This window comes from Amycolatopsis antarctica, assembly GCF_002262875.1.
Lineage (GTDB): Bacteria > Actinomycetota > Actinomycetes > Mycobacteriales > Pseudonocardiaceae > Amycolatopsis > Amycolatopsis antarctica.
Genome location: NZ_NKYE01000019.1, coordinates 68121 through 85836, shown reverse-complemented (window position 1 = coordinate 85836; position 17716 = coordinate 68121). Strand labels below are relative to the sequence as shown.

The window sequence follows — 17716 nt, the reverse complement described above, 5'->3', positions numbered from 1 at the left end:
GGACAGGCACTCGGTAAAGCTTGACAGAATGTTAGGTTTTTACAACACTACGTTCGATGAGCCCAGTACGGCGCGGCAGAGAGCTGCCGATTCACAATCGGCTGCAGGTGCTGCGCGCGGAACGCGGGCTCAGCAGGGCGGCGCTCGCCGAGGCGGTCGAGGTCAACCCCCAGACGATCGGCGCACTGGAGCGGGGCGACCATTACCCCAGCCTGGACCTGGCCTTCCGGATCTGCACGGTGTTCGACCTCCCGGTCGAGGCCGTGTTCAACCGAGACCCGTTCACCCCACTGTCCACACAGGTCTACCGAGGAGAGGCACACACGTGAACACCATCCGTGCCCGGCTCGACAACCGCTGGCAGAGAGAACCGCGGCACCGCAGCGCGTTCAGGATGATGGCCGTGGTGATCCTGCTCAGCCTCTCGACACCGACGATGATCCCCGGCTGGACACTGCCGGACGACCATCCCGGCGACCTGGACGAGCTGAACCTACCGACCGACGAGAACACCCAGCGAGGAGAGGAATCCCGTGGCTGACACAGCGCTGGAGATCGACGACGTGTCCAAACGCTACGGCGAGGTGGTGGCACTGGACTCGGTGAGCTTCGACGTACGGCCGGGCGAGCTGTTCGGCTTCGTCGGCAGCAACGGAGCGGGAAAGACGACGACGATGCGGATCGCGCTCGGCGTCCTCTCCGCGGACGCGGGCCAGGTCCGGTTCGGCGGCGCCCCGGTGACGCACGAGACCCGTTCCCGGATCGGCTACATGCCGGAGGAACGCGGGCTCTACCCGAAGATGAAGGTGCTCGACCAGCTCGTGTACCTGGCCCAGTTGCACGGTATGACCGCGAACGCCGCGCACACCAGCGCGGAGAACTGGATCGCCCGGCTCGGCCTGAAGGAACGCCGCACGGAAGAGGTCCAGAAACTCAGCCTCGGCAACCAGCAGCGCGTGCAGCTCGCCGCCGCGCTCGTGCACGATCCGGTGGTACTGGTGCTGGACGAACCGTTCTCCGGACTCGATCCGCTGGCGGTGGACGTGATGAGCCAGGTGCTGCGGGAGAAGGCCGCCACCGGGGTGCCCGTGGTGTTCTCCAGCCACCAGCTCGACCTGGTGCAGCGACTGTGCGATCGGGTGGGGATCATCCGCGACGGGCGCATGGTCGCCGTGGGGACGGTGCCGGAACTGACCGCCTCGGGGGCGTCCCGGATCAACGTGTCGGTGCCCTCGGCCGCGCCGGGCTGGGCCTCCGGTCTGCCGGGAACGACGGTGGTGGCCGAGGACGGCGAACGCACCGTCATCGAACTGGCACCGGGAACCGACGACCAGACGGTGCTCGCCGCCGCGCTGGCCACCGGCCCGGTCCGGGAGTTCAGCCGCCAGACCGCGTCGCTGAGCGACCTGTTCCGCAACGTCGTCACCGAGGAGAAGCCGGCATGACCACGCCCATCCGTTCCACCGGCCCCGCGACGGCCGTGCGACTCGTCGCGCAGCGGGAACTGAACACGCGCCTGCGCACCCGGTCCTTCTTCGTCGGAACCGCCGTCATCATCGTGGTGATCGCCGGCTACCTCCTGTTGCAGTCCACCCTGTTCGCCGACTCCGACCGGAGCAGGGTCGGCCTCTCCGGGCAGTCCGCGGGCATCGCCGAGCAGCTCACCCAGACCGGCCGGGAACTGGGGCAGGAGATCGAGACCAGCACCATCGGCGACGTCGAGCAGGGCCGGGCGCAGGTGGAGAGCGGGGACCTGGACGCGCTGGTCTCCGGCAACAGCACCGATCTCGCCGTCCTGGTCAAGACGGAACTGCCGGAGGAGCTGAAGGCTGCCCTGAACGGTCTGTCCCAGTCCGAGGTACTCAACGCCGAACTGCTCAGGGCAGGCGAGGACCCGGCGCAGGTTCTGTCCGCTGTGGACAGCGCACAGGTGAAGGTGAGCACCATCGAGCCCGCCGACCCCGAACGCGGGCAACGGCTGGTGATCGGGCTGGTGATCGTTTTCCTGCTGTACTTCAGCATCACCACCTACGGCACACTCGTCGCGCAGGGCATCGTGGAGGAGAAGTCCAGCCGGGTCGTGGAGATCCTGCTGGCCACCGTGCGGCCGTGGCAGTTGCTGCTGGGCAAGGTGATCGGGCTCGGCCTGGTCGGCCTGGTGCAGTTGCTGATCATCGGCGGCGCGGGACTCGCGATGGCCTCGGCGACCGGTGTGCTGACACTGTCCGGGGTCGCCACCAGCACCCTGCTCTGGGGTCTGGTCTGGTATCTGCTCGGCTTCTTCCTCTACGCCACGGTGTTCGCCGCCGCCGGATCGCTGGTCTCGCGCCAGGAGGACGCGCAGTCGGTGCTCACCCCGGTGACGATGGTGCTGGTGGTCGGCTTCGTCATCGGGCTGAACGTACTGCTGCAGGACCCGGACGGCTCAGCGACGCAGATCCTGTCGCTGGTCCCGGTGCTCTCCCCGGTGCTGATGCCGGGCCGGATCGCCGCGGGCACCGTCGGGTCCTGGGAGATCCTCCTCGCACTGGTGCTCACCCTGGCGACGGTGGCGGTGTTCACCTGGCTGGGTGGCAAGATTTACCAGAACGCCGTGCTGCGCACCGGAAGCAGGATCAAGCTCACCGACGCGCTGAAGGGCTGACGCCGGCACCGGGAGCCTGGGGCCGCACGGTCCCGGGCTCCCGGCCGCCATTGGCGGACGGCCGCCGAGGACTGCCAGAGTGGCGGGATCACTGCGAACTCCGGAGGGCACATGACAATCCTGGTCACCGGCACCACCGCGAACATCGGCCGGAAGGTCGTCGACCACCTGCTGGCGATGGGTGCGGGCGAGGTGCGCGCCCTCACCACCAACCCGGCCAGGGCCGCGCTGCCCGAGGGCGTCGAGGTGGCCAAGGGCTACCTGCGCAGGTTGGAGACGCTGCCCGCCGCGCTCGACGGCGTGGACCGGATGTACCTGGCGCCCACCCCGGACACTGTCACCGAGGTGCTCGCGCTCGCCCGGGACGCGGGCGTCCGCCACGTCGTCGACCTCTCCGGTGAACCGGAAAGCTGGTGGGGACAGGTCAACGACGCCGTGGAGGCCAGCGGTCTCGAATGGACACACCTGTGGCCGGCCGACTTCATGGAGAACTCGACGATGTGGGCCCGGCAGATCCGGGAGACCGGCACCGTCCGGGAGCCCTACCCCGATTCCGCGAGCGCACCGATCGCGATGGACGACATCGCCGCCGTGGCCGCGACGGCACTGCTCGGCGAGGGCCACACCGGCAGGGCGTACCCACTCGGCGGCCCGGAGACGCTGACCCGCTTCGAACTGCTGCGCACCCTGGGCGAAGCGCTCGGCCGGGACCTGCGGTTCCGCACCGTCCCACCCGCCGAAGCGGCGGAAGCGCTGCGCCCGGACATGGGCGACACCGCGGACTGGTACGTCGAGAACGTGCTCACCGGTTTCACCGAGAACCCGGTTCTGCCCACGTCCTCGGTCCAGGACATCACCGGGCGGCCGGGCACGACCTTCGCGCGGTGGGCGGCGGCACACACCGCGGAATTCCGGGACTGAGCCCGGCAGCGCCACCTCAGGATCGCGGCTTGCCGGTCACCGCGCCGTAGCGTTCCAGCGAGACCTGCCGTTCCTGCGCGTGCTCGACGAGCGGACGCGGATAGTCCGCCGGGGCGTCGTTCCCCCGCTTCCATGGCTGGTGCACGGATTTTCCTTGCAGGGAACGCAGTTCCGGTACGTACCGGCGCACGTAGTCGCCGTTCGGATCGAACTTCTCCCCCTGCGTCGTCGGGTTGAAGATCCGGAAGTACGGCGCCGCGTCGGTTCCCGACCCGGCGACCCACTGCCAGTTGAGCTGGTTCGACGCCAGGTCCCCGTCCACGAGCTGGTTCATGAAGTGCCGGGCGCCCCACCACCACGGCAGGTGCAGGTCCTTCACCAGGAAACTCGCGACCACCATCCGCACCCGGTTGTGCATCCAGCCCTCGGCGAGGAGCTGGCGCATCCCGGCGTCGACGATCGGATACCCGGTCCGGCCGTCGCACCAGGCCTCGAACAGCCGTTGCGCCTCTTTCCCGGTGTCGTGCTTCATGGCGTCGAAGCGGGTGTCGAAGTTCTTCCTGGCGGCCTTCGGCCAGTGCCAGAGGACGTCGGCGTGGAACTCTCGCCAGGCGATCTCGCCGCGCAGGCTCTCCGCCCCGCTGCCCGTCCGCCCGGCCAGATCGGCGAGCAGGGTGCGCGGATGCACGCAGCCCCAGCGCAGGTACGGCGAGATCCGCGTCGTACCGGGCCGGTCCGGGCGGTCGCGGTCGCCGTCGTAGTCGGTGAGGTACTCGTCGAGGAAATCCCGCCACAGCTTCAGCGCGGCCTTCTCCCCCGGCTCTGGCAGCCTCATCTCGCCGAGGTCCGGATCGTCCGGGATCCGTTCGCCGCGCAGTTTCGCGGGCAACGTCGCCGGGTCGATCCAGTCCACTGTGGACTTCTTGGTGTCCGCGGGCGACGGGTAGCCGTGTTCCTTCCAGGCGCGGTAGAACGGCGTGAACACCCGGTACGGATCCCCGTCGCCCTTGGTGACCCGGCCGGGGGTGATCGCGTAGGGCGATCCCGTCTCCACCAGTTCGGCACCCCGCTCGCGCAGGGCGTCGGCGACGTCCCGGTCGCGCCGGTGACCGTAGGGGCCGGTGTCTGCGCTGATGTGCACGCTCGCCGCGCCGATCGCCTCGGCGACCCGGGGAACGATCGTCACCGGGTCGCCGGTCAGTACCAGCAGCCTGCCGCCGAGCTGCTCGTCCAGCGCGCGCAGGCAGCCGTACATGAACGCCAGTCGCGGTGCCCCGGACGGTGCCAGCAGCTTCTCGTCGAGTACGTACAGCGCCAGCACGGTATCGGTGCGCTCGGCCGCGTCGTGCAGCGCGGCGTGGTCGCCTAGCCGCAGGTCACGCCGGAACCACAACACCGCCGGGTCTTCACTCGTCATGACGCCAGAGGCTATGCCCAGCACGCCCCCGCCGCAGATCGTCAACCCTCCCGCCCCACCTCACCGTGTCACGCGCTACGGCACGCCGTGTCGGGCGTTCGGGCACGCCGTGTCGGGCGCGACGGCACGCCGTGTCGGGCGTTCGGGCACCCGGCGGAACGGCCGAGGGCGAACCCGAGAATGCCGGCGAGGCTGACAATGATTACGGCACAACAGAAAGCCCCACCGCCCGACACGGCATGCCCCACCGCCCGACACGGGGTGCCAGAACGCACGACACGGGGTGTCCTACCGCGCGACACGGTGGGGGTGGGGGTGGGGGTGGGGCGGACGCGGAAAGGCCCGTCGTCCCTGGTGGCGGGGCGACGGGCCTTTCCGGTACGGCGGTGGGTCAGCGGTCGGAGATCGGGGTGTAGTCCCGCTCCTTCTCGCCGGTGTAGATCTGCCGCGGGCGGCCGATCTTGGTGGCCGGGTCCTGGATCATCTCGCGCCAGTGCGCGATCCAGCCGGGCAGGCGGCCCAGGGCGAACAGCACCGTGAAGTACTTGGTGGGGAAGCCCAGCGCCCGGTAGATGAGGCCGGTGTAGAAGTCGACGTTCGGGTAGAGCTTGCGCTCGACGAAGTAGTCGTCGGAGAGCGCCTTCTCCTCGAGCTTCTTCGCGATGTCGAGCAGCTCGTCCTGGACGCCCAGCTTGGCCAGGATGTCGTCGGCCGTCTTCTTGATGATCTTCGCGCGCGGATCGTAGTTCTTGTAGACCCGGTGCCCGAAGCCCATCAGGCGGACACCCTTTTCCTTGTTCTTCACCCGCTCGACGAACTTGTCGACGTCGCCGCCGTCGAGCCGGATGCCCTCCAGCATGTCCAGCACCGCGCTGTTGGCGCCGCCGTGCAGCGGGCCGAACAGGGCGTTGATACCGGCCGAGATGCTGGCGAACAGGTTCGCCTCGGACGAACCGACCAGGCGCACCGTCGAGGTGGAGCAGTTCTGCTCGTGGTCGGCGTGCAGGATGAACAGCAGGTCGAGCGCCTTGGCGACCTCGGGGTCGACGTCATAGGGCTCGGCGGGCAGGCCGAAGGTCATCCGCAGGAAGTTCTCCACCAGGCCCTGCGAGTTGTCCGGGTAGAGGAACGGCTGGCCGATCGACTTCTTGTACGCGTACGCCGCGAGCGTCGGGACCTTCGCCAGCAGGCGGATGGTCGACAGCTCGACGTTCGGTTCGTCGAACGGGTTCAGCGAGTCCTGGTAGAAGGTCGACAGCGCGGAGACGGCGCTGGAGAGCACCGGCATCGGGTGGGCGTCCCTCGGGAAACCGTCGAAGAAGCGCTTCAGGTCCTCGTGCAACAGGGTGTGCCGGTTGATCTTCGAGGTGAAGCCCTCGAGCTGCTCCTTGGTCGGCAGCTCGCCGTAGATCAGCAGATACGAGACCTCGATGAAGGTCGAGTGCTGGGCGAGCTGCTCGATCGGGTAGCCGCGGTAGCGCAGAATGCCGGCGTCACCGTCGATGTACGCGATCGCCGAGGACGCGGCGCCGGTGTTGACGAAACCGGGGTCCAGCGTGATGTAACCGGTCTGGCTCAGCAGTTTCCCGAGCTCGATCCCGGGGGCGCCCTCGACAGCCTGAACCACTTTCAGCTCATGCTGCTCGCCGTTCGGCAAGCGGAGCGCGACGTTGCCGGATGATGTCTGCGCCGCACTCGTCGCGTCGGACATGCAAGTCCCTCTCACTCATCACACGGGCCGGCGCGATGCCTGCAGATCACACAAGCTTTCCCACACGGGCGAAGACCATATTGTCGTCCCGCCGCGTACCGCCCCGCTGGGGTACGAAGTCAGCCCTACGCTAGACGACCACAGGGTCTCAGCGCAGCCATTGTGTTACCGCAGGTTAAGCGTTTGGGAGAATATTCACACGACGGACACCGCCGTCCCGGACTATTTCCCGTTCTGCCGCGTAACCCTTTCAGTCTTGCAGCTCCGCCTCGGTCGGCGGCTCGGCACCGCTGCGCGAGACGGTCACCGCTGCCGCGCGGGCGGCATAGGTCAGTGCGTCCCGCCAGCCGTCGGCACCGAGTTCGCCCGGGTCACCGGCGTCGTTGCGGATCAGCCACGCCAGTAGCGCTCCCTGGACGGTGTCGCCCGCACCGATGGTGTCCACCACGGTCGCCGGGGCGGAGGGCACGCGCACCTGCTCGCCCGCGGCGGTCAGCACCGTGACGCCCTCGCCGCCATCGGTGACGACCACGGCCCGCACGCCCGCGTCGAGCCACGGGCGGGCCGCGGTGGCGAGGTCGGGGCGCGCCGAGCCGTCGGTCAGCCAGCCGACCTCGTCCACCGACAGCTTGAGCACCCGCAGGTCCGGCAGCCAGGAGGCGAAGCGGGCGCGGTAGGCCTCGGGGTCGGCGATGAGGTCGGCCCGGATGTTCGGGTCCATCATGGTCAGCACGCCGCGCCGGGACTCCCGCCGCAGCACGGTCTCGTACGCGCTCGCTCCCGGCTCCAGCACCATGCCGAGCGTGCCGAGCGACAGCGCGGTCACCTCCTCGGGCAGCGGCCCCGGGTCGGCGACCAGCCGGTCCGCGGTGCCCTCTGTGTAGAAGGAGTACGCGGCGCCACCGTGCTCGTCGAGTGCGACGACGGCCAGTGTCGTCGGCTCCGGCCCGCGCTGCAGCAGCGAGGTGTCGACATTGGACGCGCGCAGCCTGGCCACCATCGCGTCACCGAAGTTGTCGGTGGAGACGCGGGAGAGGAAGGCGGTCCGCATGCCGAGCCTGCCCGCGGCGAGAGCGACGTTGTACGGGCCCCCGCCGAGCCTGGGCAACAGCGGGGCGAGTCCGTCCCGCACGGCCGGACTATCCACTGTGGACACATCAGGCACCAGGTCGACCAGGGCCTCACCACCGACGACGATCACGGCCGCGATGGTAGCCCACGCCGTCCACGACCGGGCTCCGCAACCCTGCCCATTCCGGCCGCGGAACGCGGGTCGTCCGCCGGGGCGAGGCCACCGAGCAGCAGGTCGGCCAGCGCGGCGAAGGCCTGCGAGTCGGAGACGCCCGCTCGGCGGCCGATCACGCCGGACTGGATGTTCTCCACCAGCAGGCCGGCCATCTCCGCGAGCAGGCTGGCGTGTACGTCCCGGAAGACGCCGTCGGTGACGCCCTTGGCGATGAACTCGCGGATCCGTTCGGCGGCGGCCTTGGAGTTGAGCTCGTAGGCGGCGCGGGTGGGTTCGAAGTCGCCGACGTCGCGGATGAACTCCGAGGTGGCGGCGCCGAGGAGCTCCGAGGCTCCGGCGAGGTAGGTCGCCAGCAGGGTGCGCGCGTCCTCGACGCCGACCAGCCTGCGTTCGATCTCCTCGGTGGCACCTCTGAAGAAGCGGCCGACGACCTTGGTGGCGAGTTGCTCCTTGCTCGGCGCGACGGCGTAGAGCGTGGACTTGGAGCAGTGCAGGCGGGCGGCGAGGTCGTCGAGGGTGAACGCGATGAACCCCTCGGCGAGAAAGAGCCGTTCGAGCTCGGCGAGGAGGGCGAGCTGCCGCGCGGTCGGCCGGCGCCGGGAGGGCACGTCACGCCGGCGGGCATCGACTTCGACCATCGCCATACCGTACTCTAGTACGGCTCTCAGTACTATTTCGGTGTGTAGAACGAACGCTCTCGGAGGACACCATGCCGGCGGAACGCCTCTTGCCGACGACGGAAGCCGGCGACCTGGTCGCGCTCGCCCGCGAGATCGCCCGCGACGAGCTCGCCCCGCTGGCGGCCGAGCACGAGGAGGCCGAACGTTTCCCGCGCGAGCAGTTCCGGCTGCTGGGCAAATCCGGCCTGCTCGGCCTGCCCTACGCCGAGCGCTGGGGCGGCGGGGAGGTCGCCTACGAGGTCTACCTGCAGGTGCTGGAGGAGATCGCGGCCGCCTGGATGTCGGTCGGCGTCGGCCTCTCGGTGCACACCATGTCCTGCTACGCCCTCGCCCACTACGGCACCGACCCGCAGCGGGACCGCTGGCTGCCCGCGATGCTCGACGGGGAACTGCTGGGCGCGTACGCGCTGTCCGAGTCGCACGCCGGTTCCGACGCGGCGGCGCTGTCCACCCGCGCCCGCGTGGACGGCGAGGTGTACGTCGTCAACGGCACCAAGGCGTGGATCACCCACGCCGGGGAGGCCGACTTCTACACGACGATGGTCCGCACCAGCGACGACGGCGGGCGGGGCGTGAGCTGCCTGCTCGTCGACGGCGAGACGCCCGGCGTCTCCGCCGCGACCCCGGAACGCAAGATGGGCCTGACCGGATCGACCACGGCGCAACTGCTGTTCACCGACGCCCGCGTCGGCACCGACCGGCTCGTCGGCGCCGAGGGCGAAGGGCTGCGGATCGCGCTCTCCTCACTGAGTTCCGGCCGGCTCGGGATCGCCGCCTGCGCCGTCGGCCTGGCCCAGGCCGCGCTCGACGAGGCCGTCGCGTACGCCAAGGGCCGCAGCCAGTTCGGCAGGCCGATCATCGAGTTCCAGGGCGTCGAGTTCCTGCTCGCCGACATGGCGGCGGCCGTCGAGTCGTCCAGGGCGATGTACCTCGACGCCGCCCGCCGCCGGGACCGCGGTATGCCGTTCCAGCGTCAGGCCTCGATCGCCAAGCTCGTCGCGACGGACTCGGCGATGAAGGTCACCACCGACGCCGTGCAGGTGCTCGGCGGCGCCGGGTACACCCGCGACTTCCCGGTGGAGCGCTACATGCGTGAGGCGAAGGTGCCGCAGATCTTCGAGGGCACGAACCAGATCCAGCGCATGGTCATCGCCCGCGAACTCCGCCAGGCGGCCGGATAACGCCGCACCGGCCGCCCTTCGCGAGCCAGGTCAGCGCTCGGAGTAGCAGCGGTCGGCGACGACGCCGACACCCGCGTTCTCGTCGAAGTGGTAGACCTCGCGGCCGCCGACGAAGACGCGCAGGGCCCGGTTCATCACGTCCAGCGGGTCACCGGACCACAGCACGACATCGGCGTCCAGCCCGGGCTTCAACGCTCCGACCCGGTCACCGAGACCGAGGATCTCCGCCGGGTTGACGGTCAGCGCGCGCAGCGCCGTGTCACTGTCCAGCCCCTCCTTGACGGCCAGGGTCGCCTGGTGCACAAGGAAGTTGATCGGCACGACGGGGTGGTCGGTGGTGAGCGCGAGCTTGACGCCGGCGCGGGCCATGATCCCGGCCGAGCGCAGCGTGCGGTTGCGCACCTCGACCTTGCTCCGGCTGGTGAACAGCGGCCCCAGGATCACCGGCACGCCGCGCTCGGCGATCAGGTCGGCGATCAGGTGTCCCTCGGTGCCGTGGTTGATGACGAGCCGGTAGCCGAACTCCTCGGCAAGCCGGATGGCGGTGACGATGTCGTCGGCGCGGTGGGTGTGCTGGTCCCAGGCGAGCTCGCCGTCGAGGACGCGGCAGAGCGTCTCCTTGGTGAGGTCGACGGCGAACGGCTTGCCCTCGGACGCGGCGTGGTCGCGCTTGGCCGCGTAGTTGCGGGCGTCGGTGAAGGCCTCGCGGATGATCGCCGCGACGCCGAGCCGGGTGGACGGCGTGGTGCCCTTGTCGCCGTAGACGCGCTTCGGGTTCTCGCCGAGCGCGCTCTTCACGCTGACGCCCTCGGCGAAGACCGCGTCCAGCACGGTGCGCGCCCAGGTCTTGACGCCGATGGTCTGGCCGCCGATGGGGTTGCCGGAACCGGGCTTGATCACGACGCTGGTGACGCCGCCGGCGAGCGCGTCGTCGAAGCCGACCTCGTGCATGTCGATGCCGTCCACCGCGCGGAAGCGGGCGCCGTTCGGGTCGGTCATCTCGTTGGTGTCGTTGCCGGACCAGCCCTCGCCGTCCTCGTGCACGCCGAGGTGGGCGTGGGCGTCAACGAAGCCGGGCAGAACCCAGGAGCCGCCCGCGTCGACCAGTTCGGCGTCCTCGGGCACGTCGATGTCGGCCTCGGTGCCGACGGCGAGGATCTTGCCGTCCTCGATGAGCACCGTGCCGCCCTCGATCGGCTCCCCGTCGACCGGAACGACATACCCGCCAATGATCGCGCTAACCATGGTTCGACACGCTAACGAACGTCGGCGGACGGTGGCACGTCGAGGTGCTTTTGAAGATGCACGAGCAGATAATCGTGCTCCGGGGTTCTGCGCACCTCGCGGTAGCCGAGCCGCGCGTACAGCCGCAGCGCACCGAGGCTGTGCTCGCCGGTGAACAGCCGGACGACGCGCACCCCCGGCGGCAGGCGGGCCTCGGCCGCGGTGAGCAGCGCCCGGCCGAGGCCCGCGCCCTGCCGATCGGGGGCGACGACCAGCCTGGCGACGTCCGCGTGCACACCGTCCACCCGGATCCACACCCCGGCGGCCAGCCGGCCGCCCTCGCGTATTCCCCAGGCGATGGCGGCCGGGTCACGCAGGGCGGCGAGCAGCTCGCCGACCGTCTCCAGCAGCGGCGGCAGGTCCAGGTTCCGGTGCGCGCGGGCCTCGGTGACGTACGCGGCCCGTTGCAGGGTCAGCAGTTCGCCCGCGTCCTCGTCACCGAGCCGGATCACCTCTGCCATCCGCCCAGGGGGAGTCACCCGACGCGGATGCCCCAACTCCCGGTCCAGGAGCCGCCGGGGGCGAGGTCGATCAGGTCGGTTCCGGTGTTCAGCGCGTCGGCGGGGCAGGTCATCGGCTCGATGGCGACGGCCCGGCCGCGACCGGTGAGATCGTCCGGGGTGAACACCTGCACCCAGCGGAAGTCCGGTCCCGCCCACACGTCCAGCGTCGTGCCCTCGTGGCTGAGCAGGTGGTGGTAGCGGCCGTCGTCCCCGGCGGCGAGTTCACCGAAGGCGGTGTCCAGGTCGATCCCGGCCAGCGGCCTGCCCGTCCGGAAGTCGTACTCGGTGCCCTCGACCTCGCGTTCGGTGTCCGAGGGGATCTGCGCCTCCAGGAACGGCCGCACCCGGGACGCGGGCAGGGTGAGCGTGAGCTGGTCGGTCGCGGCGGCACCGATCCGGAAGTACGGGTGGGCACCGACCCCGACGCCGACGGCGCTCTCCCCGGCGTTGTGGATCTCGTGCGTGACGGTGAGTTCGCGCGGGGCCAGTTCGTAGGTGATCCGGGTACGCAGCGGCACCGGCCAGCCCGGATCACCGTCGAGGTCGAGTTCGAAGACGATCGAGGACTCGGCGTGCTCCAGCAGCCGCCATTCCTTGTCCCGCGCCAATCCGTGGATGGCGTTGCCGCGCTTCTCCTCGGTGATTGCGAGCTGCTGCGGCGCGCCCTGGTGGCTCCACCGGCCGCCCTTGGTGCGGTTCGGCCACGGCAGCAGGATCTGGCCAGCGCCCTTCGGCGGCGCGTCCTCCGGCTCGAAGGCCTCGACGTAGGGCACCCCGGCCACCTCGAAGGCACGCAACCCGGCGCCGATCTCGGTGACGACGGCGCGCGCGCCGCCCCGGATGAGTTCGAACTGTTCGCCGGTGGGATTCGTCATGGCCGCGAACTTACCGAGGAACCGGCCGCGCGGCACCGCCGAGGCCGGTCACTCGTGCCGGACGTGCTCGCGCCGCATCAGCAGCCGGTTGACGACCCACAGCGCCGCGCCGACGGCGAGCAGGATCCCGGCGACCTGGTAGTCCAGCGCGGGGCGACCGGAAAGCGGACTGGCCAGGTACACGCAGAAGATCGCGGCGAGCACCGGGATCACGGTGGGGGCGCGGAAATGCTTGTGCTCGGACTTCTCCTTGCGCAGCACCAGAACCGCGATGTTGACGATGGCGAAGACCGCCAGCAGCAACAGCGCCGTCGTACCGCCGAGCTGCGAGATGTCCACAGTGGACACGAGCGCGATGGCGATGAGGCTGGTGAACACGATGGCCACCCACGGGCTGCGGCGGGCCGGGTGCACGGTGCCCAGCGCCTTCGGGATGATCCGCTCGTTCGCCATGCCGTAGAGCAGCCTGCTGGCCATCAGCATGTTGATCAGTGCGGAGTTAATCACGGCGAAGATGCCGATCGCGGAGAAGATCTCCCTCGGGAAACCCGGCGCGCCCACGTCGAGCACCTTCAGCAGCGCACTGCTCTCCGCCGCCTCCAGTTCGCCCGCGGGCACCAGCAACGAGGAGGTCACCGACACGAGGATGTAGATGGTGGAGGCGACCACCATTCCCCACAGCATCGCCTTCGGGAAGATGCGCACCGGGTTCTTGCACTCCTCGGCCATGTTCACCGAGTCCTCGAAGCCGACCATCGCGAAGAACGCCAGCGAGGTCGCCGAGGTGATCGCCACCAGGTACGTCTGGTCGGCGGTGTCGATCTGCACCAGCCTGCTCGCGTCGCCCTGGCCGTTGAGCACGGCCCACACGCCCACACCGATGATGATCAGCAGACCGGCCAGCTCGATGAACGTCAGCACCACGTTCGTCTTCACCGACTCGCTGACGCCGCGGAAGTTGATCAGTCCCAGGCCGATGATGAACAGGATCGCCATCAACGGCATCGGCGAGGTGATGAACTCCGCGACGTAGGTGTCGCCGAACGCCACCGCCGCCGAGGAGGCCGAGGTGATCCCGGAGCACATCACCGCGAAGGCGACCATGAACGTCAGGAACGGGATCTTGAAGGCGCGGTTGGTGTAGAGCGCGGCGCCCGCGGCCCTCGGGTACTTGCCGACCAGCTCCAGGTAGCTGAAGGCCGTCATGAACGCGACGACGAAGGCCAGCAGGAACGGCAGCCACAGCGCACCGCCGACCCGGCCCGCCACCTGCCCGGTCAGCGCGTAGACGCCGGTGCCGATGATGTCGCCGACCACGAAGAACAACAGCAGCTTCGGGCCCATGACCCGCTTCAGCGAGGGTTGTCCCGCCGGGCCCGTTTCGTCCGTGACGCTCTGCGTGTCCGCCATGGCGGGAGAGTGTGCCGCACGAAACCGCGTACCGGTAGTGCCCTCGCACTTTCGCCGGGTGGCGATGGCCGGGAGCTCAGCGCGCCGCGGTCGGGGCTCGGTAACGCCAGAACGCCGGGATCGCGATCACGGCCACCACCAGCACGAGGATCACCAGCAGGCCGCCGCCGGACGCGGCCGCGGCGGTGCCGACGCCGGCCGCCGCCCACCCGTGCGTCACGTCGGCGATGCGCGGTCCGCCCGCGACGACGACGGTGAACACCCCCTGCGTCCGCCCGCGCATCTCGTCGGTGGCGGCGGCCTGCAGGATCGCGCTGCGGAACACCATGCTGACGAAGTCCGCGGCGCCGCCGAGCGCGAGGAAGAAGACCGCCAGCCACAGGGAGTTCGACAGCCCGAACCCGATGATCGCCAGCCCCCAGACGCCGATCGCGATCGTCACGCCGACGCCGTGCCTGCCGATCCGCGACAGCCACCCGGAGGCGAGTCCGCAGGCGAGCGCGCCGACCGGGATCGCGGCGTAGAGCCAGCCGAGCGCCGCCCCGCCACCCGGCGGGTCACCGAAGGTCCGTTCCGCCATCTCCGGGAACAGCGCTCTCGGCATCCCGGCGACCATGGCGATGATGTCGACCAGGAACGAGGCCAGCAGGATCTTCTGCGCGGCCAGGTAACGGAATCCGTCGAGGATGTCGCGCAGCCCCGCCCGCCGCGAGGGCCCGTTCAACGGCGGCAGCGCGGGCAGCCGGTAGACGGCGAGCAGCGCCAGCCCGAGCGCGACCGTGTCGATCAGGTAGAGAGTGGACAGTCCCAGCACGGGCAGCAGCGCACCGGCCAGCAGCGGACCGAGCACGGCACCGAACTGCGCCATCGTCGAGCCGAGCGCGACGGCGGAGGGCAGCAGTTCCACCGGCACCAGCCGGGCGATCGCGGCGCTGCGGGTGGGCATGTTCATCGCGAAGAACGCCTGCCCGAGGCCGAGCAGCACGAGGACCAGCCACACCGAGCCGACGTCCAGGAAGGCCTGCAGCCACAGCAGCGCGGAGACCACCGCGATACCGATGTTGGTGACCAGCAACAGCTTGCGCCGGTCGACGGTGTCGGCGATCGCACCGCCCCAGAGGCCGAACACGATCAACGGCACCAGTGCCACGGCGCCGGTCAGGCCGACGAAACCGGAGGAGCCGGTCAGGTCGAAGACCTGCTTGGGGACCGCGACGGCGGTGAGCTGGCTGCCGACGGTCGTCACGGCCGTCGACACCCACAGCCTGCGGTAGGCGGGGATCTTCAGCGGCCGGGTGTCGACGACGATGGAGCCGAGTACCTTGCGGGCTCCCCCGCGCCGGGTCTCCGGCCGCTCGTCCGTCACAGCGGATCACTTTAGCTGCGCTAACTAACTCCATACAGGGTGACGTTCACTGCTCCCCGTTCGACCACGGGGCGTGCGTCGACACCCCGTTCCCGGACCGCAATACGTCGACGAATTGCGGTCACCAGGAGCGCAATACGTCGACATATTGCGGTCACCGGGAGCGCAATATGTCGACGAATTGCGCTTCTCGGGAGGCGTGGATCAGGGGGCTACCCGCTCGATCCGCCAGCCGTCCTCGTGCCGGACGTAGCGGAGCCGATCGTGCAGCCGGTCGCGGCGGCCCTGCCAGAACTCGACGACGTCCGGTCGGATGCGCCAGCCACCCCAGTGCGGGGGCGAGGGCACCGAGTCCGTGTCGCTGAACCTGCGTTCGATCGAGTGCAGCGCGTTGTCGAGGGCACGCCTGCCGTCCACCACCCGGGACTGCGGCGAGGCCCAGGCGCCGAGCTGCGAACCGCGCGGCCGGGACGCCCAGTAGGCGGCGGTCTCGGCCGAGCCGACCTTCTCCACCTCGCCCCGTACGTGCACCTGCCGGTGCAACGGGTACCAGGGGAAGGTGGCGGAGGCGTACCGGGTCGCCGTCAGGTCGTGGCTCTTGGCGGAGGTGTAGTTGGTGTAGAAGACGACGCCGCGCTCGTCGAGTCCCTTGCACAGGACCGTGCGCGAGGAGGGCAGGCCGTTCGCGTCCGCGGTGGCCAGCACCATCGCGTTCGCCTCGGCGACGCCCGCGACCACGGCCTGGTCCAGCCAGCCGCGAAGCTGCTCGGTCCAGTTCGCCGCGAGCGAGTTCTCGTCGAAACCGTCGCCGTCGTAGGCGACGCGCATTCCGGGCAGCCGCACTGCCACGCCCGCACCGTCGTCACCGCTGAGGTCGTCGACCCTGTCGAGTTCCGGCATGTTTCGCCTTCCTCCGTGCCCACCCACGTCGGCGCTGACGTCGGCCTTCCCGGCCGACGGTAAGGCCTGTTCGGCGGTAGCAAAACCTCCACGGCGGTGACGCCTGCCACGCGGGCGCGCACCCCGTCGTAACCCTGTGGACACCCCCGTCACCCATGCAGGGGGCCGGCACGTCATTTCCGCAGCTCGGATCGCAGGATCGTGACCGAAACCACCGCCCGATCGGATTGCCGACGCGCCCCGGCAGGAGCATGGTTCTCGCCACAGCCGTGCGATGACGCACCGGCCGGATCACCGGTTCGCGTCAGTGGCGGCACGGTGAGCACGGCAGGGAAAGCGCGGGATCGCCTACGGCAGAGGAGTCGACGAGTGGCCACGTCAACGCTGAACAGCGACCAGCCGGCCGAGCAGCCGGACGAGCAGCCGGACGACGGCTTCCGGCCAGGGCTGGAGGGCGTCGTCGCCTTCCGGACCGAGATCGCCGAGCCGGATCGCGACGGGGGCGCGCTGCGCTACCGCGGCGTCGACATCGAGGACCTGGCCGGGAAGGTCGGCTTCGGGGACGTCTGGGGGTTGCTGGTCGACGGCCGCTTCGGCCGGGGCCTGCCACCCGCCGAGCCGTTCCCGCTGCCCGTGCACACCGGCGACGTCCGGGTGGACGTCCAGGCCGCGCTGGCGATGCTGGCGCCGATCTGGGGTTACCGCCCACTGCTGGACGTACCCGAGGACGAGGCGCGCGACCAGCTCGCCAGAGCGTCGGTGATGGCCCTGTCCTACGTCGCCCAGTCGGCACGCGGCATCGGGCAGCCGGCCGTACCGCAGGCCCGCGTCGACGAGGCCGCCAGCATCACCGAACGCTTCATGGTCCGCTGGCGGGGCGAACCCGACCCGGCCCATGTCCGGGCCATCGACGCCTACTGGGTGTCCGCCGCCGAGCACGGCCTGAACGCCTCGACGTTCACCGCCAGGGTCATCGCGTCCACCGGCGCGGACGCCGCGGCCGCACTGTCCGGCGCGATCGGCGCGATGTCCGGGCCGCTGCACGGCGGCGCCCCGGCGCGGGTGCTGCCGATGATCGCCGAGGCGGAACGCACCGGCGACGCCCGCGGCGTCATCGCCGGCATCCTCGACCGGAAGGAACGGCTGATGGGCTTCGGGCATCGGGTGTACCGGGCCGAGGACCCGCGGGCCCGCGTGCTGCGCCGCACCTGCCGGGAGCTGGGGGCGGAGCGGTACGAGGTCGCCGCCGCGCTGGAGCAGGCGGCGCTGGCCGAGCTGCGCGACCGGCGGCCGGACCGCGCGATCGAGACGAACGTCGAGTTCTGGGCGGCGGTGATCCTGGACTTCGCGCAGGTACCACCGCACATGATGCCGGCGATGTTCTCCTCTGCCAGGACGGCGGGATGGGCCGCGCACGTGCTGGAGCAGAAGCGCACGGGGAGGCTGGTGCGCCCGTCCGCGACCTACGTCGGCCCGGGGCCGCGCAGGCCGGAGGACGTCGAAGGCTGGGACACCCTCGTCTGACCCCAACCCCGCAATATGTCGACGTATTGCGATCCATCGCGCACAAGGTATCGC

The 17716-nt window shown here is 70.1% G+C and carries 17 protein-coding genes; 7 read left to right on the top strand and 10 right to left on the bottom strand.

From position 1 onward, the window contains the following. Nucleotides 1-56 precede the first annotated feature (56 nt). The 5 genes from CFN78_RS24680 (at nt 57) to CFN78_RS24660 (ending at nt 3565) form a co-directional block, all read left to right on the top strand. Nucleotides 57-329 carry a helix-turn-helix transcriptional regulator gene (locus tag CFN78_RS24680; protein ID WP_094865406.1) on the top strand — a complete coding sequence of 91 codons (273 nt, stop codon included), beginning with the start codon at nt 57-59 and terminating at the stop codon, nt 327-329. Beyond that, complete coding sequence (locus CFN78_RS24675; RefSeq protein ID WP_094865405.1) at nt 326-541, top strand: hypothetical protein; 216 nt, start codon at nt 326-328, stop codon at nt 539-541. The genes CFN78_RS24680 and CFN78_RS24675 overlap by 4 nt, the downstream gene beginning before the upstream one ends. Further along, nucleotides 534-1445 carry an ABC transporter ATP-binding protein gene (locus CFN78_RS24670; protein WP_094865404.1) on the top strand — a complete coding sequence of 304 codons (912 nt, stop codon included), beginning with the start codon at nt 534-536 and terminating at the stop codon, nt 1443-1445. The genes CFN78_RS24675 and CFN78_RS24670 overlap by 8 nt, the downstream gene beginning before the upstream one ends. Continuing rightward, on the top strand, nt 1442-2644 hold the full coding sequence (locus tag CFN78_RS24665) for an ABC transporter permease (RefSeq protein ID WP_094865403.1): 1203 nt from the start codon (nt 1442-1444) through the stop codon (nt 2642-2644). Before CFN78_RS24670 ends, CFN78_RS24665 begins: the two co-directional genes overlap by 4 nt. Before the next feature lie 111 nt (nt 2645-2755). Next, nucleotides 2756-3565 (top strand): NmrA family NAD(P)-binding protein, encoded by an 810-nt coding sequence (locus CFN78_RS24660; RefSeq protein ID WP_094865402.1) that lies wholly within the window; start codon nt 2756-2758, stop codon nt 3563-3565. A gap of 16 nt (nt 3566-3581) precedes the next feature. Here the strand turns inward: CFN78_RS24660 and CFN78_RS24655 are convergent, their stop codons facing one another. From CFN78_RS24655 to CFN78_RS24640, 4 genes are all read right to left on the bottom strand, one after another. Further along, nucleotides 3582-4982, bottom strand: coding sequence for a cryptochrome/photolyase family protein (locus tag CFN78_RS24655; protein ID WP_094865401.1), 1401 nt, complete (start codon nt 4980-4982; stop codon nt 3582-3584). 391 nt (nt 4983-5373) lie between these two features. Continuing rightward, nucleotides 5374-6693, bottom strand: coding sequence for a citrate synthase (locus CFN78_RS24650; protein WP_094865400.1), 1320 nt, complete (start codon nt 6691-6693; stop codon nt 5374-5376). A 250-nt stretch (nt 6694-6943) separates the two neighbouring features. Next, the gene (locus CFN78_RS24645; RefSeq protein WP_094865399.1) at nt 6944-7894 is read right to left on the bottom strand and encodes a carbohydrate kinase family protein; all 951 of its coding nucleotides are present in this window, start codon (nt 7892-7894) and stop codon (nt 6944-6946) included. Next, entirely contained in the window at nt 7891-8583 is a 693-nt protein-coding gene (locus tag CFN78_RS24640) for a TetR/AcrR family transcriptional regulator (RefSeq protein ID WP_094865398.1), read from the bottom strand. The genes CFN78_RS24645 and CFN78_RS24640 overlap by 4 nt, the downstream gene beginning before the upstream one ends. 65 nt (nt 8584-8648) lie before the next feature. On the opposite strand from CFN78_RS24640, the gene CFN78_RS24635 reads away from it, so the two are divergent. Continuing rightward, nucleotides 8649-9800 (top strand): acyl-CoA dehydrogenase family protein, encoded by a 1152-nt coding sequence (locus CFN78_RS24635; protein ID WP_094865397.1) that lies wholly within the window; start codon nt 8649-8651, stop codon nt 9798-9800. Nucleotides 9801-9830: 30 nt separating this feature from the next. Here the strand turns inward: CFN78_RS24635 and CFN78_RS24630 are convergent, their stop codons facing one another. The 6 genes from CFN78_RS24630 to pdxH form a co-directional block, all read right to left on the bottom strand. Further along, on the bottom strand, nt 9831-11045 hold the full coding sequence (locus CFN78_RS24630; protein WP_094865396.1) for an amidohydrolase: 1215 nt from the start codon (nt 11043-11045) through the stop codon (nt 9831-9833). Nucleotides 11046-11056: 11 nt separating this feature from the next. Beyond that, a complete protein-coding gene (locus tag CFN78_RS24625; protein WP_094865395.1) occupies nt 11057-11545 on the bottom strand; it encodes a GNAT family N-acetyltransferase in 489 nt (162 codons plus the stop codon). Nucleotides 11546-11559: 14 nt separating this feature from the next. Beyond that, entirely contained in the window at nt 11560-12462 is a 903-nt protein-coding gene (locus CFN78_RS24620; protein ID WP_094865462.1) for an aldose 1-epimerase family protein, read from the bottom strand. A gap of 48 nt (nt 12463-12510) precedes the next feature. Further along, entirely contained in the window at nt 12511-13872 is a 1362-nt protein-coding gene (locus tag CFN78_RS24615) for an APC family permease (RefSeq protein ID WP_094865394.1), read from the bottom strand. A gap of 76 nt (nt 13873-13948) precedes the next feature. After that, entirely contained in the window at nt 13949-15238 is a 1290-nt protein-coding gene (locus CFN78_RS24610; protein WP_094865393.1) for an MFS transporter, read from the bottom strand. 204 nt (nt 15239-15442) lie between these two features. Further along, nucleotides 15443-16138: a pyridoxamine 5'-phosphate oxidase gene (gene pdxH / locus CFN78_RS24605; protein WP_094865392.1), complete on the bottom strand. Its 696-nt coding sequence runs from the start codon at nt 16136-16138 to the stop codon at nt 15443-15445. Nucleotides 16139-16507: 369 nt separating this feature from the next. Between pdxH and CFN78_RS24600 the strand changes: the two genes are divergently transcribed. Next, a complete protein-coding gene (locus CFN78_RS24600; RefSeq protein WP_094865391.1) occupies nt 16508-17662 on the top strand; it encodes a citrate synthase 2 in 1155 nt (384 codons plus the stop codon). Nucleotides 17663-17716 lie beyond the last annotated feature (54 nt).